Source organism: Hyphomonas sp. FCG-A18 (assembly GCF_045287255.1).
In the GTDB taxonomy this organism is placed as follows: Bacteria; Pseudomonadota; Alphaproteobacteria; order Caulobacterales; family Hyphomonadaceae; genus Henriciella.
On record NZ_CP137142.1, the window covers coordinates 531,013 to 554,785 of the forward strand.

At 57.6% G+C, this 23,773-nt stretch carries 20 protein-coding genes; 5 read left to right on the forward strand and 15 right to left on the reverse strand.

Features of this window, described 5'->3' with window-relative positions; translation table 11 throughout:
* Positions 1 to 17: 17 nt before the first annotated feature.
* The 11 genes from RYZ27_RS02605 to RYZ27_RS02655 all read right to left on the reverse strand — a co-directional run bounded on the left by RYZ27_RS02605 (position 18) and on the right by RYZ27_RS02655 (position 9,986).
* Positions 18 to 797 (reverse strand): enoyl-CoA hydratase/isomerase family protein, encoded by a 780-nt coding sequence (locus RYZ27_RS02605; RefSeq protein ID WP_406680801.1) that lies wholly within the window; start codon positions 795 to 797, stop codon positions 18 to 20.
* Positions 794 to 2,215, reverse strand: a complete 1,422-nt coding sequence (locus RYZ27_RS02610) for an aldehyde dehydrogenase family protein (RefSeq protein WP_406680802.1) — start codon at positions 2,213 to 2,215, stop codon at positions 794 to 796. Before RYZ27_RS02610 ends, RYZ27_RS02605 begins: the two co-directional genes overlap by 4 nt.
* A 3-nt stretch (positions 2,216 to 2,218) precedes the next feature.
* Entirely contained in the window at positions 2,219 to 3,805 is a 1,587-nt protein-coding gene (locus RYZ27_RS02615; RefSeq protein ID WP_406680803.1) for an FAD-binding oxidoreductase, read from the reverse strand.
* A gap of 13 nt (positions 3,806 to 3,818) precedes the next feature.
* Entirely contained in the window at positions 3,819 to 4,481 is a 663-nt protein-coding gene (locus tag RYZ27_RS02620; protein ID WP_406680804.1) for a hypothetical protein, read from the reverse strand.
* 61 nt (positions 4,482 to 4,542) lie between these two features.
* Positions 4,543 to 5,340 carry a GntR family transcriptional regulator gene (locus RYZ27_RS02625; protein WP_406680805.1) on the reverse strand — a complete coding sequence of 266 codons (798 nt, stop codon included), beginning with the start codon at positions 5,338 to 5,340 and terminating at the stop codon, positions 4,543 to 4,545.
* A gap of 75 nt (positions 5,341 to 5,415) precedes the next feature.
* Positions 5,416 to 5,841: a YciI family protein gene (locus RYZ27_RS02630; protein ID WP_406680806.1), complete on the reverse strand. Its 426-nt coding sequence runs from the start codon at positions 5,839 to 5,841 to the stop codon at positions 5,416 to 5,418.
* Positions 5,842 to 5,853: 12 nt separating this feature from the next.
* Complete coding sequence (locus tag RYZ27_RS02635) at positions 5,854 to 6,972, reverse strand: nitrilase-related carbon-nitrogen hydrolase (protein WP_406680807.1); 1,119 nt, start codon at positions 6,970 to 6,972, stop codon at positions 5,854 to 5,856.
* Positions 6,969 to 7,877: a polysaccharide deacetylase family protein gene (locus tag RYZ27_RS02640; protein ID WP_406680808.1), complete on the reverse strand. Its 909-nt coding sequence runs from the start codon at positions 7,875 to 7,877 to the stop codon at positions 6,969 to 6,971. The genes RYZ27_RS02635 and RYZ27_RS02640 overlap by 4 nt, the downstream gene beginning before the upstream one ends.
* Positions 7,877 to 8,383, reverse strand: coding sequence for a DinB family protein (locus tag RYZ27_RS02645; protein WP_406680809.1), 507 nt, complete (start codon positions 8,381 to 8,383; stop codon positions 7,877 to 7,879). Before RYZ27_RS02645 ends, RYZ27_RS02640 begins: the two co-directional genes overlap by 1 nt.
* A complete protein-coding gene (locus RYZ27_RS02650; protein WP_406680810.1) occupies positions 8,380 to 9,318 on the reverse strand; it encodes a polysaccharide deacetylase family protein in 939 nt (312 codons plus the stop codon). The genes RYZ27_RS02645 and RYZ27_RS02650 overlap by 4 nt, the downstream gene beginning before the upstream one ends.
* Positions 9,318 to 9,986 (reverse strand): isochorismatase family protein, encoded by a 669-nt coding sequence (locus RYZ27_RS02655; RefSeq protein ID WP_406681752.1) that lies wholly within the window; start codon positions 9,984 to 9,986, stop codon positions 9,318 to 9,320. Before RYZ27_RS02655 ends, RYZ27_RS02650 begins: the two co-directional genes overlap by 1 nt.
* A 103-nt stretch (positions 9,987 to 10,089) precedes the next feature.
* Between RYZ27_RS02655 and RYZ27_RS02660 the strand changes: the two genes are divergently transcribed.
* From RYZ27_RS02660 to RYZ27_RS02670, 3 genes are all read left to right on the forward strand, one after another.
* A complete protein-coding gene (locus RYZ27_RS02660; protein WP_406680811.1) occupies positions 10,090 to 10,527 on the forward strand; it encodes a DUF1330 domain-containing protein in 438 nt (145 codons plus the stop codon).
* Between the two features lie 150 nt (positions 10,528 to 10,677).
* Positions 10,678 to 12,876 carry a TonB-dependent receptor domain-containing protein gene (locus RYZ27_RS02665; protein WP_406680812.1) on the forward strand — a complete coding sequence of 733 codons (2,199 nt, stop codon included), beginning with the start codon at positions 10,678 to 10,680 and terminating at the stop codon, positions 12,874 to 12,876.
* A 22-nt stretch (positions 12,877 to 12,898) separates the two neighbouring features.
* Complete coding sequence (locus RYZ27_RS02670; protein WP_406680813.1) at positions 12,899 to 13,969, forward strand: VOC family protein; 1,071 nt, start codon at positions 12,899 to 12,901, stop codon at positions 13,967 to 13,969.
* A gap of 17 nt (positions 13,970 to 13,986) precedes the next feature.
* On the opposite strand, the gene RYZ27_RS02675 is transcribed toward RYZ27_RS02670, so the two are convergent.
* The 4 genes from RYZ27_RS02675 to RYZ27_RS02690 form a co-directional block, all read right to left on the reverse strand.
* Positions 13,987 to 16,374: a transketolase gene (locus RYZ27_RS02675; protein ID WP_406681753.1), complete on the reverse strand. Its 2,388-nt coding sequence runs from the start codon at positions 16,372 to 16,374 to the stop codon at positions 13,987 to 13,989.
* A 120-nt stretch (positions 16,375 to 16,494) separates the two neighbouring features.
* A complete protein-coding gene (smc, locus tag RYZ27_RS02680; protein WP_406680814.1) occupies positions 16,495 to 19,956 on the reverse strand; it encodes a chromosome segregation protein SMC in 3,462 nt (1,153 codons plus the stop codon).
* Positions 19,957 to 19,973: 17 nt separating this feature from the next.
* Positions 19,974 to 20,669, reverse strand: a complete 696-nt coding sequence (locus RYZ27_RS02685) for a thioredoxin domain-containing protein (protein WP_406680815.1) — start codon at positions 20,667 to 20,669, stop codon at positions 19,974 to 19,976.
* Between the two features lie 48 nt (positions 20,670 to 20,717).
* Positions 20,718 to 21,278, reverse strand: coding sequence for a DUF721 domain-containing protein (locus RYZ27_RS02690; protein WP_406680816.1), 561 nt, complete (start codon positions 21,276 to 21,278; stop codon positions 20,718 to 20,720).
* Here RYZ27_RS02690 and RYZ27_RS02695 point away from each other — a divergent pair.
* Positions 21,277 to 22,338, forward strand: coding sequence for an A/G-specific adenine glycosylase (locus RYZ27_RS02695; protein ID WP_406680817.1), 1,062 nt, complete (start codon positions 21,277 to 21,279; stop codon positions 22,336 to 22,338). The two genes, RYZ27_RS02690 and RYZ27_RS02695, sit on opposite strands and share 2 nt — an antisense overlap.
* Before the next feature lie 64 nt (positions 22,339 to 22,402).
* Positions 22,403 to 23,713 (forward strand): DNA/RNA non-specific endonuclease, encoded by a 1,311-nt coding sequence (locus RYZ27_RS02700; RefSeq protein ID WP_406680818.1) that lies wholly within the window; start codon positions 22,403 to 22,405, stop codon positions 23,711 to 23,713.
* Positions 23,714 to 23,773 lie beyond the last annotated feature (60 nt).

Here is a 23,773-nt window from a genome sequence, read left to right on the forward strand (position 1 = left end):
TCCTGCTGAATGAAACTTCAAAGTGTAAACTTCGCCGGGCGCTTCTCTAGAAAGGCTTTATAGCCATCCTTGAAGTCTTCATTGGCGAAGCCTTCGATGAATAGGGCATTGGCTTCTGGTGTCGTGTCGGTCCAGCCTGATTGCAGGCCAGCGATCATCTTTTTGGTCGCGCGGGTGGACCATTGCGAGATGGCGCTGATCTGTTCTGCAAACGCGCGCGCCTCAGTCAGGGCTTCGCCCTTTGGAGTGAGGCGGTCGATGAGGCGCATCGTTTTGGCTTCATCGGCCATGAAAATGCGCCCGGTAAACAGGATGTCCTTGGTCGCGCCAGGGCCAATCGCGCTGAGCAAGCGGCGTGTATCGCCCGCCGGATAAACGAGGCCGAGCTTGCCCGGTGTGACGCCAAACTTACTGCCCTCAGACGCCACGCGTAGATCGCAGGCCATGGCGAGGCTGACCCCTCCGCCAACGCAGGCCCCTTCAATGGCGGCGATAGTCGGCTTGGGGCAAGCTTCAACTGCGTTCAGGGCAGCGGCGATCGTATCGCCTGAGGCTTTCGCACTTTGCGCCGTGGCGTAGGTCACTTCAAACTCGGAAATATCCGCCCCTGCGGCAAAGGCCCCGGCATCACCGCCATGGATCAGGATGGTTTTGACGTCCGGGTTTTTAGTTGCCTGCGCAATCAAGTCTGGAATGGCTGCCCACATATCCAGCGACAGCGCATTGCGCTTCTCCGGCTTGTTCAGAATGATTTCGGCAAGGGGGGCATTGGTTTCCAGACGGATTGATTGGGTCACTGGGCATCCTCGGCAAACGCCCCAAGCGGGGCCGGTGCGCCCGTATTGGCAATTAACGCCTTGCGACGCAAGAAGCGCTGGAAGCCGGCGGGGCCCATGCGGCTGCCACCCATGCCGGAGAGTTTGAAGCTGTGCTTCTCGGCTTCATGGAAGAGGGCGGTCAGTGCCGCATCATTGAGGGAGACCGCGCCCGCCTCGATCTGCTCGCCCACGGCCTGAGCTTCTTCCAGTGTTCCGGCAAAGACCGCAGCCGACAGGCCATATTCGGTATCATTGGCCATCGCGATGGCGTCTTCGACCGTATCAAAGGGCAGAACAGGCATGATCGGGCCGAACGTCTCCTGCGTGACGACTTTCATCTCATGGGTCGCATCGCCAATCACAGTCGGGCGGAGCCACAGCCCACCACCATGCGTTTCGATGGTACCGCCCGTGAGGGCACGCCCGCCTTTGGCTTTGGCGTCTTCAATGTGGGCCTCAAGGATTGCGGCCTGTTTATCAAAGATGATAGGGCCGATCTCGCCCTGCGTAATATCCGGCCAGTTCAGGCGCGCAGCCTCTGCCTTCTCCACCAGACGGCTCAGGAAAGCGTCATGGATCGAGCGCTGGACATAGATCCGTTCAATCGACTGACAGGCCTGCCCGGTTGAGAGGACAGAGCTTCGCAGGGCGGCATCAGTGGCCGCTTCCAGATCGGAGCTTTCCAGCACGATCAGCGGGTCCTTGCCGCCAAGCTCAAGGAAAGCCGGGATCATATTCTGGGCAGCTCCGGCGGCGACTTTTCGCCCAGTGGGTACAGAGCCGGTAAAGCAGATCGCATCGACCGTATCGATCAGTGCGGCGCCGGTTGCGCCATCCCCCTGCACGAAGCTGAGGACATCGGAAAGGCCCGCCTCGGCAATCGCTACGCGCAGCGGATCAACAAAGCGCGGGGTGACTTCTGAAGGTTTCACGATGACAGTGCAGCCTGCGAGCAAAGCCGGGATTGTATCAATCATGCTGAGCGTCAGTGGGAAGTTCCATGGGCTGATCACGCCGACGAGGGCATAGGGTAGGAATTGCGGGGCATGGCGGATCGCTGGGTTCATCCGCCCCTCGGTCCAACCCGAAGGGACAAGATGTGGGGCCTGGGCCAGCCAGCCATGAATCGCGCCAATCGTACCATCGACTTCCAGGCCAGCAATCCGGCGTCGTCCGGTATCAATCTCCAGTGCGGCAGCAATCGCGTCATGATGTTTGCCCAATGCATCAGCGAGAGCGCCGAGCTTGGCCATGCGACCATCAAGGCCGAGCGCATGCCAGTCCTGCGCGGTGGCACGCTGGCGGCTTGCAATGGCTTCAAGGGCAGAGCGGTCTGTGCCTTCAAACTGATAGTCGTACTCTCCGGTTCGCGGGTCCCGGGCTTTTAACTGTGTCATGATTCAGCCAAGCCCCAGCGCGCCGGGATTGATGATCCCTTTCTCGTCAACGGCGGCCTTGATGGCATCCAACAGGGCCCAAGTCTCCGGGCTACGCCCGGTTTTGTAAGGGTAGGTGCGGCCAATCTGGAAATGGGCTGCGCCATGATTGGTGAAGGCATCCAGCACCACTTGCCGCGCCTTTTCAACCACAGCGGTTGCTTCAGGCTTAGCCTCATGCCGGGGCAGCTTTTTCAGGATGTCCGGGCCGACCGTATCCTCATGTATCGGCCAGATTTCCTCCGGCCACAGGAAGACGGGTTCGATCAAGTAGCCTGTCGTGCCAAGGCTGGTGACGAGGTATCCAGTCAGAATGTCATGGGCGTCGAGTTCATCACGCATCGCGTCAAACCCGGCTTCAATCTCTGCCCATGTCGCCGGACCTTCAGACACCGGGACGATACCATGGATCGGCACCCAGCGTTCGCCATGCGGGCCAAGGATTGAGGTCAGTGGCCCAAACGGGTTGGCGCGAATAATTTTCGGGATGGAGTTTTCAATCTCCTTTGCGCCATTGGCTTTGGCGATGGCTTTCAAATCGGCCATATCCTCGCGCACCCCTGCGGCTGAGCGACCTTCGACCATGACATGCAGCGTATAGTCCGCCTCGTCCATGAAGCCGCGCCCGGCGAGGGCAACTTTCGCACCTTCTTTCAGGCCCTTTAGCAGGGAGCCTTGCTTGCGGATCACATTGCTCAGCGCCTTGGCATCGGAGAGGACACTCGCACGGGCCATGCGAACTTTGGTTAGGTTCGGGTCAAATCCGAAAATCTCACAAGCAATATCCTCGCGCATCATTGCAGCCATGGCGTTGGCGCACTCATCGCGGGTCTTGAATTCAAAGCTTGCCCAGTCCTCGGCTTTTGGTGTCGGGATCAGGCGGAACGTGATCTCGGCCTTATAGCCCAGCGTACCGCAATCACCGCAGAACAGGCCGGTCAGGTCAGGGCCATAATGACGCCAGAACGGCTTACCATTCTTGTTCCCGGCTGTGCCCGTGCGCACAAGCGTGCCATCGGCCAGAATAACCGTCACGGACAGAACGCTATCGCCCGTCGTGCCATACTTGCCAGCGCCAAAGAACGCATTGTTCTGTGACAGGCCACCGCCAACAGTAGAGGTCAGGCCAGAGAGTGGGCCCCAGAAAGGGGTGCGCAGATTATGCGGCTTCAGGGCGTCATAGAGCTGCGCCCAGGTCACGCCAGCCTGCACGGTGACATACATGTCTTCGGTGTTGATCTCGACAATCTGGTTGAGCTTGGTCGTGTCCAGAATGCCGACATTCTCCCGGTCAGGGATATAGGCTTTGGTATAGGACATGCCGCCCCCGCGCGGGTTCAGCGAGATACCGCGCGCATGGGCCGCGCGGATCGCTTCCTGCATTTCCTCAACGGTTTTTGGAGCGGCAACAAAGGCGGCGGTCTCTCCCTTGGCCCAGATATCCTGGCTCATAAACTCACGGCTGGCTTGATCGTCTTTAAAGCCTTCATCGCCAAGCTGTTGTTTCAGAACGCCATTTATATCGGACATGGATTTCAGATCATCGGCCATGGGTCAAAGTCTCCTAGAAAGTGGTTGGCGTCCAGAGCCCGATAAAGGCGGCTGAGACGAGCAGAACCCAAATCCCCATGACGAGGGGGCGGGCGCGATTAAGGGTATTAGCAAGACTGGCTTCGGCGGCGCTGGCTTCAGGACCAGACAGGCCCATGAGAGCTGGTCCGAGGGGCCGCAGGACAATTCGGATGAACAGGCCAAGGGCAATACATCCGGCCAGCAAAAGCATTTTCAAAGCCAGAAAGAGCGGCAGGCTGATTGACCCCGTCAAACCCGCTCCGGCCCAGACCACCAGTCCAGCGATCAGTAACCAGCGAATGGCAAGGTCCAGTGTCTTGAGCGCTTGCGGTGCCCCGCCATGGCGAACATGCAGGACCCAGGCAAGCACGAGCCAGGCGAGTGAGGCGATGGCGATCAGGCTGACAGGTATCCAGCCCAAATCCAGCCACCCCTTACTTTGCGCAAGCGCCAGTCCGGTCGGTAAAGTGAGAATCAAAGCCGTGCGCGGGGCCATGTCGACATCGCCGACAATCTTGGCGGCCATCATCCGGCGGTCAGCACTGACATCAGGCTGGGTCAGGAAACGACTGGTATAAAACGCCCCGAGATCCCCGCCGAGCCAGTAGACGAAAACAAGCACATGCAAGAGCGTAAAAAGGGATTGATCCAACACCGTCTATCCTCCGATTTCAAATGATATATCATTTGCGGCGGATATGGCGAGAGGCAGATTGTCACTTTTCGGTCGTCCAGTCGTTTTCTGCGGCATTATTCCGCGTCAAACGCATGTGATATTCAAATCGATCAGCACGGTAATGGGCGGTGATGTCCTGCACAGGGCGGCCTTTTCCATCACGCATGATCCGGTGAATGCGCATCAGGGGGGAACCCGGCGCAACGCCAAGATTAGCCGCGACAGCAGGTTCAGCGGCGGTCGCTGTAATTGTCTGTTCAGCCTCAACCGGAGCATGCCCGGCTTGTTCGAGCAGCTTAATCAGAGACTCGCTGGCGAGCTGTGCCTCGTCATACCCATCGGCAATATCATACGGGATATAGGTCACGAGATAGGAAAACGGCTCACCATCAAGGCGGCGCAGGCGAACAATGCGTTGCACGCTCGCACCGGCTTTCAGGTCCAGTGATTGAGAGATGGCCGGGCTGGCTGTCCCGATTGTGCAGTCGAGCAACTGGACCTCGGTTTCCAGACCCATACGGGTCAGGCCATCAATCATCGTATCAAAGCTGCCTTTGATTGCGGGAGCAGCGACATCGTAAATGACGACAGTGCCGATGCCGCGCTGGCGGCGCACCAATCCGGCAACGGCAAGCTCATTCATCGCGCGCTTCACAGTAATCCGAGAGACGCCCAGCGCCTTGGTCAGGTCCTGCTCAGCCGGCAGGTGATCATTCAGCTTCAGCGTGCCATCAATAATCCGCGCATGCAGCATATCATAGATTTGCTGGTAGAGCGGTGTGGTCGAGCCTTCGTCGATCTGGTCGGGCGTAAAGGTCAGCGGTACAGTATCAGCCATAGAATCCTATCCTTGAGACTTAAGGCATAGCGTTTCCTGGCTTGGTCTGTAAATCACGATATCCGGTTTAGCCGCTTAAGACGCCTTTACCCCTTTGGAGAGGTCATCGGATGGGCCACCGGCCGCGCGATGGGCTATGGCTTCAGCGCTTTCCCAGATTTTACCGCCAATATACTGACCGATCGAGTTGGAAAACTCGTTATAGGTGATCGTCTCATACATCCCGCATGTGATGTAGGGGTCACCATTCATCAGAGCTTTTGCGTCTTCGAGCGTATCCGCCAGAACCAGAAAGATGGACCCAACCAGCGCTTCACCGCCCGGCTCACGGATCGGACCAGCAGTGACATAGCGGGTCCAGTTGGCCTCAACATGATCAAGGTGGCCCTTCAGGTGGATCTTGCGCGGCTCAGCACTGCCCGGGCCATCGCGGCAGATCACCAGATAACAGGTCTGCTCAAGGCGCGGGACGAAAGGTGGGGTCGCGGGAAAGTCAGTCATCGGAAAAGTCCTCTATTTCAGGATGCCAGCCGCGGCGAGGCGGTCGATTACGGCCTGTTGTTGGGCAATCGCTTCGGCGCGCTCAATCATCTGACCATTTGGTGTGCGATTGGCGGGGGCGTGATTGGCACCAGCATAACCGCTGGCAAAGGCGGTATTGGGCAGGCGTGACAACGTATTGGTCATCCCGGTCTTGCGGCGGGTTTCACGCAGCGCGCCAATATCGAGCACGGCATTGGCGTTCAGTGTCTCGCCGCTGCCTGCTTCGGCAAGGGTGCGGCCATAGGGATCAAGTACGATCGACATCGCGTCGGTTGAGGCGCTTGGCACAGGCGTCCCGATGATTTCTGCGCTATTGGCCGAGACGACATAGGCAATATTCTCCACCGCGCGGGCTTTCTTGGAAATATGCTTTGGTGTCAGGGTTGGCGCGCCCACTTCACTGGTTGGGTGACAGAGGATTTCTGCGCCCTTGAAGACATGCATACGGGCAATTTCCGGATACAGGATTTCTTCGCTCGCAACGCTGCCCAAAACCCCAATCTCGGTATCCGCGACCGGGAAGACCGCATCCTCGCCATAAGTGTCGAGATACTTGTCCCAGACATCATAAGGGCTGGGTGTATAGAGCGAGATCATGCGGCGATAGCGCAGAACGACATCGCCACTTGGCCCATAGATAACATTGGCCTGAAAATAGAGGTCCGGGAAATTCGGGTCGGTCTCATAATGGTTGGAGCAGAGATAGATGCCAAAGATCTGGGCCAGCTTTGCCAGCTTGTCCGGGAAGGCGCCGTCCATCGGGATCGCGGCTTTGTTTTGCCACTCCTCACGGGTTTCGCCGAGGGGAAAGCCTGTCATCCAGTATTCCGGCAAGACGACCAGCTTCACATCATAACCATTGAAGCCTTTCAGGAAGCCTTTGGCAGAGCCGATCTGTCCGCGCACCCGCGCGATGGCCCGGTCCATACGGGCATGGGCATCTTCAATTGTCGCGTCCTGGTTTACGGCGTCACAGACGGTTTGCAGGGCAAGAGCGGTATAGCGCATAGTGGTGTTTCCTTGGGCATAGGCCAGCGGGGCAACCGCACCGGCGGCGCTCAGGCTGAGGAGGAGTTCACGGCGGGTCATGACGCACTCGAAAAGGCTGAAACACTGTCCGTTGCAGAGGCGAGTTTGAGCCCGTGCATGTTTGCGAGCGTCGCCAGAATGCGGCGGACGGCATGCATGCGGAAGGGTTGCCCGGCAATGTAGGGGGTCATGGTGAAGGCAAGAGCGGCAGCGCCCTCTTTATCGTGCAGATCGACGCTATAGCTTGCCGCCTCAATGATCTGGTCGGCCCACACATCCTCGGACTGCGAGCGATCCAGCAGCAGTTTGAAATCCCCTAGCTCGCCATAATGGGGCAGGGCGGTGATAGGACCGCTATCGGTTTGCATCGCAATCGGGCGCTGGTCAGCTTCCCAGTCGAGCACATTCGTAAACCCAGCCTGCGCCAGCAAGTTGAGCGTGCGATAGCTTTCATTGCGCGCCGGGCTCATCCATGTCTTGGCATCAGGAAAGGCTGCGCGAGCCTGCGCGATCAGGGCGCGTTCTTCGTCTTCGCTCAGGCCATCGTGATGGATATGCGCGGTTGAGACACCATGGGCCGCAAGCTCATGCCCGGCTTTAGTGATTGCTTCGATCAGTGGCGGATAGCGACGGGCAATTTCTGCATTTATCGCAAACGTCGCTATCACGCCTTCAGCTGCAAAGGCGCGGAGCAGGCGATAAATACCCACCCGGTTGCCATAATCGCGGGTCGTGAAATGGCGCAGGTCCGGATAGGGCGTTTTCATCGCACCGGGATGTTTGAACGGAGTTGCTGGCGGGTTCAACGGAAAGAACTCCACTGGCACGATAATTGTCGCAATCGCTTTTGTGCCGTCTTTCAGATGAACCGGGTCACGGCGATCAACCGGGTGCCAGCCATAATGGGGATTGTCCAGGCCATGCTTGCGATGGGGATAGGTCAGATAATCGTCGGGTAGCGGCATCAGAAATACGCCTCCGGCATAAACTGAATATCGGTATCGTCTGGTTTAGCCCCAGCCGCTGTCAGCATGGCGTGGATCTGTCCGCGATGATGGGTCTGGTGATTAAACACCTGCATCAGACAAATTGCTCGCTTACGGGTTTGCTGTTCGCCAGAAGTGCTGAAATAGATGAGGTCTCCATCGGCATCGCTCTGTGAAAGTTCATCTGCCCAGCGAATAAACCGAAAGTCGGCAGCAATGCGCAGGCTTCGTAATTCAGCCCAGTCATTATAAAGTGTGGTCGATCCCGGGATATCTGTTTTAGGGGCTTCCCAGTCACCTAAACGGCTCATCCAGGTTTGATCTGCCCATAGGATATGCGAGAATGTTGCGTGGATGGATTTGAAGAAGCTGCCGCGATCCTGTCGGCGCTCGGCCTCAGATAATGTGTCGGCTGCCGTGTACAGATTGTCATTCTGCCAGCGATTATAGCGGGCCATGTGTTGCAGATAGCCGGGCTTGATCATGGTTGAAATCCTGTTCCAGTGGTGACCACGCCGCGCGCCGCGACATCGGCTATGGTCTGATCCCAATAGGTCTCGCGATAATACTCAGCGATCTCGGCCCCGGTGGTGAACCAGACATCATCGCGGTGGCTGCAAATATGCTTCAGCGCCTCTTCAAACACGCGCAGGCGATGGGGCTGACTGACCAGATAAGCATGCAGCGGAATACACATCACCGTGCCGGACTGCGCGCCTTCTTCCAGTAACTGATCGAAGTGGCGGATCAGCAGGTCCGTATAACGCTGCGGATCCCAACCCTGAACGCTATAGGTGATCACGTCATTGACTTCGAGCGAGTAGGGCATCGAGACGAGCTTGCCACTCTTGGTCTTGATCGGCTGGGGCTGGTCATCCTGAAACAGGTCGCACGTGTACCAAAAATCATGCTCGGCGATGAGGTCCAGCGTATGCTCGGTATGGGTCAGGGCCGGGGCGAGATAGCCGCGAATGCGCTTGCCCGTCGCGCGCTCCACCGTCTCGATACTGTCCTTCAGAACAGCAACTTCCTGCTCTGGTGTCATGCCATAGGAATAGCGCGTATTGTAAATCCCGTGAGAGAAGAACTCCCAATTACGGGCATTTACCGCCTCAATGATTTCCGGATGGTGATCGACAAGACCAATGGAGAGCGAGATTGAGCCGCGCAGATCATACTTGTCGAACAGGTCCATCATCCGCCAATGGCCGACCGTATTGCCCCATGTGCGCTGGGAATAGGCAACGACATCCGGATTACCGCGTGGCCAGCCGGGACGCTTATCATTATGCGGTGGTTGGAACTCATAATATTCGATGTTCGGCGCGATCCAGAAGGCGAGCTTCTTGCCCCCCGGCCAGGTAATCTTTGGACGCCCTTCATAGGGCCAATAGTCATAGAGGTTCGGATCGGTATGCATCAGCCCTGATACCTCGCAATCGCGTCATGGACTTCGCTGACGGGCACCACGTCGGCATACTTAATCAACAGGTCCGTCAGGTTGGCGAAGTGATAGCTCTCATGTTTGTCGGCCACGCATTCTTCCGGAACAATGGTGCGATAGCCATAGGAGAGGCTATCAACCGCCGTGGCGCGCACACAGCCACTGGTCGATCCTCCGGTCACCACAACCGTGTCAACCTTGTGCCAGGTCAGGAAACTGTTCAGCGGAGTTTCAAAGAACGCGCTTGGCATCCGCTTGGTATAGACCGCATCAACGGCTGGATCGATGGTCAGGCGATCATCAAATTCGGTGCGCTCTGAGCCATATTTGATGTTCTGCAAACTGTCGGGCGTGTCCGTGCGTGTGCCCCACACCCCAGCATCTGCGGCATTGTCCATATAGGCGACATGCGTCCAGATCACTGGCAGGCCCTTGGCCCGCGCGGCGCTGGAGATCGCATCAATATGCTCCATCTGGCGCGGATCGGTAATATAGGCGGTCTTGTAGAGGTCAGGCCGCGTATAGGACTTTTGCGGATCAACATTCACAATGGCCAGCTTCTCTCCAAAACCAAACCGGGCGCGGGCTGGATTGGCGCGCACTTCCTCGAAAATCTGACGGGCTGTCTTGTCAGAGGTAACCATTGTGGGCTGGGAGAGATCGTGGGTCATTGGTTTTCCGCTTGCGTTCTTGTCTAAGTTCAAATGATATATCTTTTTGAATGAGTCTAGCCAATTGGAGGGTAATATGAAGGGATTTCTTGTGGGAGGCCTTTTGGGACTGGTTGCGGGGGTTGGCATTGCCGCCTGTGTCGGCGTGCAGCCGCAAACTGCTGAAGGTCAGGCGGCGGACGTGCAGCCTGCTCAAGCCGAAGCCCCAGCTTACATGATCGTTTTGGGTGAGGTGTATGACCGTCCGGCCTTTATGGAAGGCTATGCGGCGAAACTGGCCCCGATCTATGACATGCATGGCGGTCACTATGTCGCCCTTGGCGGTGGCCCCGGCATTGAAGTGCTCGAAGGCGACTATGCCCCGCCAAGCTATGTTATCTCCAAATGGCCGAATGCGCAGGCGGCTCGTGATTTCTGGAACAGTGAAGAATATGACGCCCTCCGCCGCGCCCGCATCGATAATAGCTGGGGGGATTTCGATGTCCTGCTCGTCCAAGGGCTGCCTGAAAATTAGGCAAAGCGGCAGTTATTGCGGCAAATTTGCAACACATTTGCGACAAATGACCGGACAAACCATCATTTGACCGGACAAAATTGGACGCCCCTCTCAAAAGATATATCATTTCCTGCGTGGGAAGAGGAAACAAATGTGAGGAAATTTGTTATGAAACGAATCCTGATTTCAGCCGTTGCCGCAAGTGCAATCGGAACCGCTTTTGCCAGCCCAGCACTGGCGCAAGATGATAGTGATGAAGACGCCCGTCGCCTTGGGACAGTGACGGTGTCTGCGCAGCGGGTTGAGGAAAACCTGCAAGATGTGCCGGTTGCAGTTACGGCTCTGGACTCAACGCAACTTGAAGACCGTCAGGTCCGCAATGTTCGCGACCTGACCTCTCAGGTGCCGAATATCAATATTGCGACCAATACCGGTACAGCGAGTGCTGCGCGGATCTTCCTGCGCGGCGTCGGTGAAGATGAAAGCCGCGGTGCGGTCGATCAGGCTGTCGGGATTTACGTCGACGGTGTGTATATTGGCCGCTCTGTTGGATCCTTGTTTGATGTTGTTGACCTGGAAGCGGTTGAGGTGCTGCGCGGTCCGCAGGGCACACTTTATGGACGCAACACGATTGGCGGCGCGGTCAAGCTGACCTCTGTTCGCCCGCAATTTGATAACAGCGCCGATTTGCGAACGGTTATTGGCAATAATGGCCGTATTGATGTCCGTGGAACTGGAAACTTCCAGGTTAATGACCGTACGGCCGTGCGCTTCACTCTATCATCGCGTCAGCGGGATGGCTTTCACGATGTTATTCCGAACGGCAATCTGACCGGACAGGGTCGGGAAGTTGGCGAGCAGGATACACAAGCGTTCCGCATCGCGCTATTAACCGAGTTCAACAATGACTGGAGCCTGTTGCTGTCCGCGGATCATACCAATGACAAGTCGGACCCCATCCCGGATTCCGTCGCGCCGGGTAATGATGCGGATAATGACATCTTCACGATTGAACCCCTGCCGGGTGAAACCTGTGGTGTTGCGACTGCACCAAGCACAACGCCTTATAGCGGTATTGGTTGTTTCCTCGATTATAATCAGGAGCTTGAAACCACAGGGATTTCAGCCAACCTGACCGGGGTGATCAATGGTCTCGATTTCACGTCGATTACGGCTTATCGCGAGCTTGAGGACGAGCTGTCGTCTCGTATCGGGCTGCCATACACGCAAATGACTGATCAGGATCAGTTCAGCCAGGAGTTTACTCTCGGCTCAAATGAGGGTGCGTTTGAATGGTTGGTCGGCGCTTATTATTTCACCGAAGATATGCAGCTTGATACGGTCTTTGCTTTCCCGTTCACACTGACATCGTCCACCGATTCCTTCGCAGTCTTCGGACAGGGCACGTATCAGATCAATGATGCGTTCTCGGTTACAGGTGGTCTGCGTTACACAGACGAGTCGAAAGACTTTGAGGGCGCGAACCTGGCCCCATTCCCGCCATTCAATGGCTTTACGCGTACCGATTCAGCAGATTTTGAGAATGTCAGCTTTACGATCGGGGCTGATTATCGCTTCAATGAAGACATTCTGGGCTATGCCAAATACTCAACCGGCTTCAAGTCCGGTGGCTGGTCTCCCGATGCCTTCAGTGGCACCGCAGTCTTCCTGCCCGTGGATGAGGAAACGCTCGACTCCTTTGAGGTTGGCATCAAATCCGATTGGGGCGGCGTTTTCCGTTTGAACGCGGCGGCCTTCTTCAACCAGTATGAAGACCTCCAGATCGCGGCGACCGTGCCCGGTCTTGGCTTTACCCGTTTCAATGTCGACGAGACCGAGATTTCTGGTCTTGAAGTCGAGGCTGTCTGGCAGGCCACGGATAATCTGCAATTCAACGCCAATCTTGGCCTGCTGGATGCGGAATATACCTCTCTGACCGGAGATCAGGCACGCGGCCTGACCAATAATGGCGCTGGGTGCCCTGCCGGGACTGATGCCAGCAATGATGCGCAGGTCATCAGTTGCGCCTTGGGTTTGGAGCTTAAGAATGCGCCGGAATATAAGGCGACAATTGGTACGCTTTATACCCACCCGGTCTATCAGGGTGAGTTGATCTTCTCCGCCGATGCGAGCTTTGAAGATGACTCCTGGAGCCTGGTGGCCAACTCACCGCCACATGCGCTGACGGAGATCGACACGCTGGTCAATGCTCGCCTGAAATATCAGGACGAGCGCGGTTGGTCTGTCGCTCTTTGGGGCAAGAATATTACCGATGAGGAATATTACCGCGCCACGTCTGCAGGGTCCTTCACCACCTATGCGTCAGAGCCTCTGACTTATGGGATTGAGCTTGGCGTGACCTTCTAAGCCGATGCGTATCTCATCCTTGATGAAATCGATTCCCCCGGCGCTTGCGCTGGGGGTTTTGGTTTCTTGTATTCATGGCATTGATCCTGTTGCAGATGTGAGCGCGCAGGCTCAAACGCCATCCAAACCCGCTCCCGTAACAACCGAGCCATGGGTGATGGCAACCGCCAGTGTCTCTGACCTTGACCGCACGGCGCAGTTCTTTCGTGAGATTGGCCAGTATGAAACCGTCTATCGCGGTCCATTGGACCCGCGGGAAATCAGCAGCCTGAACCTGCCAGATGGGGCCTCTGGTGAAGTCTTGACCCTGAAGGCGCCGGGCAGTGAGCATGGCCTCGTCCGCCTGATCCGTTTTGATGATGCGGGACCAAAAGTGCCGACGCGCCCCGGCGCGCGGGCTTGGGATACAGGCTGCATCTGGTCGCTCATGGTCCGTGTGAAGGGCATGGAAAGCGTCTATGATGATGCAATTGCCATGGGATGGTGGACTGAAACCCCGATCACCTATCTCGAATTTGGTCCCTCCAAGCTCAACGTGGTGGTTTTCAAGGGCCCGGACGGTTTGCAAGTGCAGGGCTATGAGCGCCTGACCACGCCTCTGCCAGAGGGCTTCACCCCGTTCGAGCGTGTCAGCCAGCCGTTTAATATCATGCAGATGAGCCGTGACCGCGAAGCTGCGCGTGTCCTGATGGAGGATGTGCTCGGCTTTGATCGTTTCTGGTATGGTGAGCCCTATACCGACCCAGAGCCAACCTATATGCCGCTCGGTATCCCGAAGAACCTGACCACGACCATTCCTTACATGGCAGGCATCTTCTATCCGGTGGAGAGCGAGTATGGCCGGATGGAATATATCGAAATCGACGGTCTTGAAGGCCGCGATTATGCTGACCGCTGCAATGCGCCGAACCTTGGTTGGTTATCGGTCACCTATCCGGTGGAGTCTCTGACAGACTTGCAGGCGCGTCTTGATGACAAGGACTGGCCCGTTCATATCGCGCCTTATCATACTGAGCGGGGCGGTCTTGGCGATATGGCTGTACTCGCGATCAAGGCTCCGGATGGCGCAACGATCGAGTTTATCGAGCGCTAAAGAGCTAGAGGCGGTGTCTAAACCGCCTCGCCCATGCCGTGAATGCTACGTCCCGGCAGCAGGTTTTGCGCGGCCGTGACAATCGCATCGGCATCAATACCGAAATGGCGATAGAGGTCGGCCACGGTTCCGGTTTGGCCAAAATGTTCCACGCCAAGCGGAATGGACTTATGACCAGCAACCCCGCCAAGCCAGCCAAGCGTTGCTGGATGCCCATCAGTGACCGTCACAATCGCAGCATGCGAAGGCACAGACGCCATCAAGCGATCGACATGACAGTTGGCATCGGCCTGTCCGCGCCGCCGGGCGCGCTGGGCGGCAAACCAGCCCGCTTGCAGGCGGTCAGATGAAGTCACGGCCAGTACCGCAATATCGCGGCGATCCGTACCGATCCGTCCGGCCGCTTCAATCACTTCCGGCGCAACACAGCCCTGATACGCGATGACCAATTCCGTATTCGGGCTTGGCGGACGCCACCAATAAGCCCCATCAATCACCCCGCGATGGAAGTCTGCATCGTCACGGCGGTTATGAGGCTGTTCGATTGGGCGCGTGGTCAGACGCAGATAGACCGCGCCGCCCGTTTCATCGCGCAGCCAGGTGCGCTCATCCGGGTCGCCTTCGCCATCGCGCTGCAGGTAATCAAACGACCAGTTCATGATCACGCTGAGCTCATCAAGATAGGCGGGCTCGAAAGAGGTCAGGCCATCCTGACTGATCCCGATCAATTGTGAGCCGATCGACTGGTGTGCGCCGCCTTCCGGGGCGAGTGTGATGCCTGATGGTGTCCCGGCAATGATGAAGCGGGCATCCTGATAACAGGCATAGTTCAGCGCATCGAGGCCACGCGCGACGAACGGGTCATACACTGTACCGATCGGGATCAGGCGTTCGCCGAACAGCGAATGCGACAGCCCTGCCGCGCCGAGCATCAGGAACAGGTTCATCTCGGCAATGCCCAGCTCGAAATGCTGGCCGTCTTCGCCAAAGCTCCATTTCTGGGTGGAGGGAATGTTCTCCTCCCGGAAGGTATCAGCCTGAGCCTCCCGTGCGAACAGGCCACGGCGATTGACCCATGAGCCGAGATTGGTCGAAACCGTTACATCTGGCGAAGTCGTCACAATCCGATCTGAAAGCGCGTGGTCAGATCGCGCCAGCTGGTCGAGAATTTTGCCAAATCCAGCTTGCGTTGAAAGCTCGGCATCATCGAGCCAGACCAGATCAGGCAGCGGCAGGGGCACACTCTCGAAGCGCCTTGTGCCTTTAGCAAAGAAGGGTGTTTTAGCAACCAGATCCTGCGCGGCCTGAGCATCCTTGAGACCACTATAGGGCGCCCATTCTTCGCCTTCCGGGACACCCATCGTCTTCTGGAACTCGGCCATCTGCGCCTTGTTCATCAGGCCGGCATGATTGTCTTTATGCCCAGCCAGAGGCGTACCCCAGCCTTTGATCGTATAGGCAAGGAAACAAACCGGGCGATCGTGATCAACCGCATCGAAGGCTTCGATCAGGGAATGCAGGCAGTGCCCCCCCAGATTGTTCATCAGGTCTGAGAGGTCCTGATCGCTGCGCCGCTCAAGCAGGGCGGTGACATCCCCCTGATCGCCAATGTCGTCCATCAGACGTTTGCGCCATGCTGCCCCGCCCTGATAAGTCAGCGCCGAATAGAGTTGGTTCGGGCAGGTATCGATCCATTCGCGCAGGGCCTCACCGCCCGGTTCTTCAAAGGCGGCTTTTTGCAAGGTGCCGTATTTCAGGCGCACAACATCCCAGCCAAACGCGCCAAAGATCGCCTCGATCCGCTCCCACAGCCCCTCGCGCACAACCCCGTCGAGGGATTGGCGGTTATAGTCGATAATCCACCAGCAATTGCGCAGATTGTGCTTCCAGCCTTCCTGAAGGCATTCATAGATATTGCCCTCATCAAGCTCGGCATCCCCGACCAGCGCGATCATCCGGCCAAGGTCAGGCGCATTCTCCCATTTCCGTGCTGCAATATAATCCTGCACCAGTGATGAGAATGCCGTGATCGCTACGCCAAGGCCAACAGAGCCAGTGGAGAAATCAACATCATCAATATCCTTGGTCCGGCTGGGATAAGACTGCGCGCCGCCATAGCCGCGAAAATTCTCCAGCTTTTCCTGTGTCTGGTTGCCAGCAAGATATTGGATGGCATGAAAAACAGGTGAGGCATGCGGTTTAACCGCCACCCGGTCTTCCGGACGCAGGACATGAAAGTAGAGCGCCGTCATGATCGCCGTCATTGAGGCACAGGAGGCCTGGTGCCCGCCGACTTTCACATCGTCCTTTTCCCGCAGATGATTGGCATTATGCACGGTCCAGCAGGCCAGCCAGAGGAGTTTTTTCTGAATATCTTCAAGCGTTTGGAGTTTTTCGGGGCTCATGGTCATGGGTAGCTCACTCATGCTGGGCAAAGCTTGGTTGCATTTGAAACTATTGAAGCGGGTTTGGGCCGTCTAACCCTGTTTGTCCAGACTATACGTTAAGGTTATCAACCTTGATAGTTACTGCGCCGCGACGAGTTCTTCGGCGGCATGCAGGTCAACGGAAACCAGCTTCGAGACGCCCTTTTCGCGCATGGTTACGCCGAACAGGCGATCCATCCGGCTCATCGTCACAGCATTATGCGTGATCACAATAAACCGCGTTTTGGTACGCCCGCGCATTTCATCCAGCATCCGGCAGAAACGGTCGACATTGGCATCGTCGAGCGGCGCATCCACCTCGTCCAGAACACAGATCGGAGAAGGGCGCGACAGGAAGACCGCAAAGATCAGCGCGGTCGCCGTCAGGGCCTGCTCACCCCCTGACATCAAAGACAGCGTGCCGAGACGTTTGCCCGGTGGCTGAGCAAATATTTCAAGACCCGCATTCAGTGGATCATCGGCGTCTACCAATCGGAGTTCAGCCTCACCACCACGGAACAGCGTGGTGAACAGCGCCTTGAAGTGATCATTGACCGTATCAAAAGCCTCCATCAAGCGTTTGCGGCCTTCTGAATTCAACGCCTTCACGCCCTCGCGCAGTTTCGCAATCGCCCCGGTCAGGTCGGCTTTCTCCTCGACCTGTGTACCAAGGCGGGTGGCTAGTGCTTCGGCTTCAGCTTCGGCTTCCATATTGACCCCGCCAAGCCCTTCACGGTCCCGCTTCAGGAAATCGCTCTGACGTTCAGCGTCTTTCAGGTCGAGCGTTTCCAACTCTTCTTCACTCAGTCCGGCCTGAGCGAGTGGCAGCAAGCCCTCGGGCGAGCGCTGGAACTGGCTCAACGCAAAGTCAGAGGCTTCGGTCAAACGAGTTGAGGCGTTTTCCAGTTTGGCATTGGTAATGGCGAGGGTTTCACGGGCGCTCATGGCAAGATTGGCTGAACTGCGCGCAGTGGTTTCGGTCTCGCGGATCGCCGCCTCGCGGACCGCCAGATTATCGGCGGCGGTCTGGCGCTCAGCCTCCAGTGTCTCAACCCGCGCAACAAGCGCGTCGACCTGCTGGGTCAGGCTTTCCGGTTTCGCCCGCGCGTTTGCCGCTTCGCCAACGACCTCACCGCGCCGTTTGATCAGGCCTTCCAGACGCGTTTCAGCGCTGGTCAGGCGGTTTTGCCAGCGGGTGACATCGCCTTCCAGTGCTTCCCGGCGGGCCATGGCTTGCTGACGGTTCCGGGTCAGGTCGGTCAGCCGCCCGCGGGCTTCGGTCTCGGTTTCACGGGCCTTGGTCAGCTTTGTGCGTGCTGCTTCTACCTGTGTCTGCAAAACCGTGAGATCATTGGTATTTTCCGGGCGTGCTGCGGTCTCATAGGCCTCGGTCGCAATCGAAAGGTCGGCCTCGACGCGCGCAAGTGCTTCGGTTGCGCCATCGGCTTTCAGGCTGGCGCGGTCGCTGGCCTGAAGCGCGGCGGCGAGATCCCGGCGGGCCTTGTCCAGCATGTCTGTGGCATCGCGCAGGGCTCGTCTCGCGGCTTTCAGGTCATCTTCCGCGCCAATCCGTGCACCCTTTGCCTCAGCAAGTTTACCTTGGGCTTCGGACAGGCCTTGCCGCGCCGGGCCGATCTTGGCTTGCGCGTCTTCAAGTCGTGCCTGTTGTTCGAGCCGTTCAGCCGCTGGCGTCGGCGCAGCGGGCGTACGGGTAAATCCGTCCCAACGCCACAAGTGCCCGTCCAGCGTAACCAGACGCTGACCCGGACGCAGATCGCTTGCCAATTGCTCGCCCTCAGAGACTGAAACGACCCCGCATTGTGACAGGCGCGCAGCGAGTTCCCCCGGCGCCTCAACAAAATCGGTTAGCGGTTTGGCATAGCCCGGCAGGCTTTCGGTCTTGGCTTCACTGCCTGCCCAGTGGATCGAGGCAGAGCGATCGGTCGGGGCCTGCAAGTCATCGCCGAGCGCCGCGGCCACAGCCTTTTCATAGCCGTCGCGGGTGCGCATCTGTTCAATCACCGGCGGGGCTTTCGGCCCGGTATCTTTGCGCAGCAGGCGGGTCAGGCCCGTAATCTCGGTTTCGAGCAGGCGTAGCGTGTCTTGCGCCGCTTCGGCTGGGGCTTTGGCGTCGGCTTCACCTGTCTGTGCGGTTTCCAGCGCAGCTTCCGCCGTCTCAATCGCCGCCTGCGCAGCAGTCACTGCGGCTTGCGCATCGGCTTCGGCTTTGCGCGCTGTCTCTAATTGCTGTGCGAGAGCCGCCGTGTCAGGCAGGTCGGAAAGCGCCGCGCGCAGCCGTTCGGCCTCAGCCTCTAAGCGTTCTTTGCGTTGTCTGTGGGCGTTGGCATTGGCCTCAAGTGCCTGAATTTCTGCGCGCTTGGAGGAGAGGTTTTCCTGCGCCTGATCGGCTTCATCCTGCGCGCTTTGCAGAGTCGCTTTTGCGGTATCGAGGGCAGCCTGCAGTTCAGCTTCCTTGTCGCGATTAATCTCATCATTGGCGACGGGCAGGGCAGCAAGGGCAGCTTTTGCCTCTTCCAGCGTCGCGGCAGCCTCTTCCTTTTGTGTCTGCTCACGTGCAAGGTCTTCGGAAAGACGGGTCAGCTCCCGCTCCAGCCCGGCCAGAACATCGCTGGCGGCTTTGCGCTCGGCTTCAATCCGGGCGAGATCAATCCGCGACTGGCCCAGCTTGCCGGCTGCAATTGCCTCAGCATCACGCAAAGGTTGCAGCCCTTCGCTGGCTTTCAGGCGCTCCGTTTCGGCAACCGCTGCAGCGCGGGTCAGGCGCTCCACTTCAGATTTCGCGCGCGCCAGTGCCAGCCCGGCTTCGTCCTGATCAGCCTTCGCGCTCGCCCATTTGGCGTGCGCCATCCAGGCATCCAAAGCCTGAATTTTCGCGCTCAGTTCTTTGTATTTTCGCGCTTTTCGCGCTTGGCGCTTCAGGCTGTCGAGCTGGCGCTCAACCTCGGCAGAGACTTCAGCGAGGCGTTCGAGATTGTTTTCAGCCGCGCGCAGCTTCAACTCAGCCTCATGACGGCGCGTGTTCAGACCAGCGATCCCAGCGGCTTCTTCAAGGATACGGCGGCGGTTTTGCGGTTTCGAAGCGATCAGTTCGCTGATCTGACCCTGTCGCACCAGAGACGGTGAGTTTGCCCCGGTCGAAGCATCGGCAAAGATCAGCTTGATATCCTTGCCACGGACCGTGCGCCCATTGAGCTTGTAGGTGGAGCCAGCGCCCCGCTTCAGGCGGCGCAGAATTTCCAGCGTGTCCGAGCCATTAAACTCCGGCGGGGCCATGCGCGCGCTATTGTCGAGAACAAGCGTGACTTCAGCATTTTCACGCGCGGCCCGGCTGGCCGAGCCGGAAAAGATCAGGTCATCCATCTCCCCGCCGCGCATCGCCTTGGCCGAGGTCGCCCCCATCGCCCAGCGTAGCGCTTCGAGAAGATTGGATTTGCCGCAGCCATTCGGGCCGACAATACCGGTCAGGCCCGGTTCTATCGGTACCGTTTCAGGATCAACAAAGGACTTGAAGCCCGCAATGCGCAGTTCGGTTATGTGCATCGCGGCTCCTGCATCGCTTACTCGGTCGCTGCGTCGTCTGCGGGGGTGTCTTCGCCCAGCGCTTCATTGAGAATTGCGCGCATACCGTCAGCGGTGCGCCATTCAAAGCCCTGCAGGCGCTCACCGTTCACAAAGACTGTCGGCGTTGAATTCACACCTGTGCGTTCCCCGGCACCTACAGCATCGCCGATGGCTCGGCGAATGGATTGATCTTGCAAGCAGGCATCAAATTGAGCGCTGCCAGTGAGGCCATGATTGCTGGCCACCTGCTCCAGTGCGCCGCGTACCTGATCCCCTTGGCGGGCAACGCTCAGAATCCCTTGCTGGCGCTCGAACAGCTCATCCAGAACGTCGAAATACTTGTCTTCGCCGGCACAACGCGACAGGGCAAAGCCAGCAACGGCAATGTTTGCCGGGGCTGTCGGGAACTCACGGAAGATAAACTTCGCCTTGCCGGTATCGACGAACTCGCTCTCAACCATAGGGATCACGTTCAGGTGAAAATCGAGGCAGGCTGGGCAAGTCCATGAGGCATACTCAATAATCTCGATTGGTGCATCAGCATCGCCTTTGACCATGTCACCTAAAGCCGCCCCTTCGACACTTGCTGTGTCGCCGGCGCTATTATTGTCTTCGCCACCAGCTGGCCCACAGGCCGCAAGGGTGATTGCCACAAAGCCTGCAGCAGCAAAACGACGGGACATACGGATCATAGCCATAACCTTTTCTTAACACTCTGAGTCGTGAAGGTTGCCAAGTCGTTAACGCGGACCGGGCTCTTCATCCTGTTGCTGGTGCGATAGCACAGCCTCCCCCAACGCAACAATCGCTTCACGTAATTTTGTATCTTCAATCGCAGTTGCCGATGCGATCAATGCCTCGCGTTGGTCCGGGGTCAGGGGAACGGGCGTGTTTTCTTGAGATCGCAGCTTTTGCGCGCCGAGTGGTCCCTGAACGAGTTTGATCTCTGTAATGTCCCCGCCCGCCGCCACCGAAACGCGCTGGCGGATCATCTCACTCTGATGTTGCACGAGACCCGCCGCCGCTGGAATAACTTTCAGGGTCAGCTTGCGCCCGCCGCGCGCGGGCCCAAGTTTTTCCGGGCGGCACAGACGGGCGAGTTGTTCCCCAACAAGATCAGGCCAATCGAGCTTTAACCGGCTTAAGGTCGCCCCGCGCTTCGGCATGGACTTGCGGGCCAGACGCATCGCTGCCTTGCCCACTGTGCCGGGACCGGGATGCACAGGTTTCGCCTTCGCATAGCGCAGCCTTATGCGTGCGCGAGCTTCCTCTATGGGATCAAGGCTTGACCGTTTGACCATGACAGCCACTTTGCCCGGCATGAGCACGGATGAAAAGTTACGGTTTGAAGATTTACCAGAGCGTTTGCTGGACTGGTACGCGCTTTCTGCGCGCGATTTACCGTGGCGGATCGGTCCGGCTGAACGCGCACAAGGGGTAAAAGCTGACCCTTACCGTGTCTGGATGGCCGAAATCATGCTGCAGCAGACCACCGTACCGCATGCCACGCGTTATTATCAGGCTTTTACCAGGCGTTGGCCCACGGTTGAGGCGCTCGCCGCGGCGGCCGATGAAGACGTCATGGCGGCCTGGGCCGGGCTTGGTTATTATGCCCGGGCACGAAATCTCCTGAAATGCGCCCGCGAAGTTGCCGAAAGAGGCAGCTGGCCCCACACAGTTGAGGCTCTACGCACGCTGCCCGGGATTGGCGCCTATACAGCCGGAGCAGTCGGCGCGTTGGCTTTTGGGCGCCGCGCTGCTGCAGTCGATGGCAATGTCGACCGTGTCTTCGCGCGCCTGCTGGCCGCTAAAGGAGAGTGGAAAGCGGAAAAGGCCCGGATCAAGGAGATGGTCGAAATGCTGGTTCCGGCAGACCGCCCTGCCGAGTTCGCTGAGGCTCTCATGGATCTTGGCGCGACAGTCTGCACCCCCAAGCGCCCCGACTGCCTGATCTGCCCTTTGCGTGAGCTTTGTGCTGGCGCAGGGGAGGGCGACCCAGCCCGTTATCCGATCAAGCCAAAGAAGGCCGCCAAACCGGTCCGCCGGGGGCACGTGTACGCTCTGTTCAATGATCAAGGCGAAGTCCTGACAGAGCGTCGCCCGAACAAAGGTCTGCTCGGCGGCATGCTCGGCCTGCCGGGTTCAGATTGGATCGTGGATACGCGCCCGGAACCAAGCCCACCGAGCGGCGAAAACTGGCAGGATATCGGCGAGGTGCGCCACGTCTTCACCCATTTCAGCCTCGAGCTCACCGTCTGGCGCGGGCAGGGGAGTATAGGCGATCACTGGACCCCCCGCAGCACAGCCGCAGACGCTTTACCCAGTGTCTTTGCCAAGGCGCTGAAGCTTGCCGTCAAATAGGCGCTGTCTTTCTGCAGTCATGGATTGGCCGTATACTCCCCTGGCACAATAAGTGGGGGAAGACATGCATATTGGCTATGATCCAGATTTTCTTGGTGGGGGTATTCGCGTACCCATGCCGACCTTTAATCGCCGCTTGGCGCAATCGGTTTTGCGCAAGCCCGGTATTTTGCGGAACGATCTCTATTCCGATCATACGCACTTTTCGCTGGTCATGAATGAGCATTCGCGCCAGCTCATCTATTCGGCCTACAATATCGACCAGACAAAGTTCATCGAAAAGCCTGAAGGCAAAGGGAAACGGGGGTGGCGCAAGGACCCTGACATCGGGTCTGAATTCCAACTCGGTAATGAGTATTACAAGGACCGCAATGCCCCTGACGGCACCAAGATCAGGAACCTCTATGATCGCGGTCACATGGTGATGCGTTTCAACAATATGTGGGGTGATACCGCGGCAGAGGCCGATAAGGCGGGCAAGGATACGTTTATCTACGCCAACTCTTCGCTCCAGCATGAAAATCTCAATCGGGATGAGTGGAAAGAGCTGGAACTGGAAATCGTCCGCACGCTTCCCAATACGGTCAACCAAAAGCTGGCTGTCTTTACGGGGCCGATCTTTGGTCACCTCGATCGGCATGTGAACCTGACGGACAATGATACAGCCCGTGTGCCAGGGGGCTTCTTCAAGATCATTTGCTTTCGTCTGAAAGACGCTGCTCCTGGGGATGAACTGGGTGTCCTCGCCTTTGCCATTTATCAGGATACGCTGATTATTCAGGACAAGAAAGGCGCGTCAAAGGTCAAAACCGACCGCCGCTATCAAGTCACAATTAGTGAGTTGCAGGATTTGACGGGACTGAACTTTGGCAAACAGCTTTATGAGCGTAACCCGCTTTTCTATCACGATGTGACGGAAAGAAATGAGCGTCTGAATGTGCATGATCTGCCAGAGCGTATTCCGATCAACACCGTTACGAACATTGTTCGTGAGACTGAGGAGGTCCGCATTGATCGGCATGATCTCGCCACGCGCGGTGTTGCGATCAACTCTGCGATGATTGATCCCGTTGGACCGGAACCTGAAGGTGAGTGGGTCTCCATCCATAATCGTGCTGGCAAAGTCGTGGACCTTGAGGGTTGGTTCCTCTTCGATGGCAAGGGGCGGTTTGCCCGGCTCACCGGCATGGTCGAACCAGGCCATTCGCTGCGCCTTGATGGCACAGCAAAGGGTAATATCCGCCTGTCCAATCAAGGGGGCAGTCTGATGCTCTATGACAACCAGATGTCTGTGATTGATCATGTCACCTGGTCGCGTCACGATCTCGCCCGCGTTGGTGAGGGCATTGCTTATATGTTTGAGCGCGGCCAGTAAGGCTTGTGGATAGGTTTTATTTGTTCTTGATATGTTCTAAGTTCTGTGTTCCTCATAGGC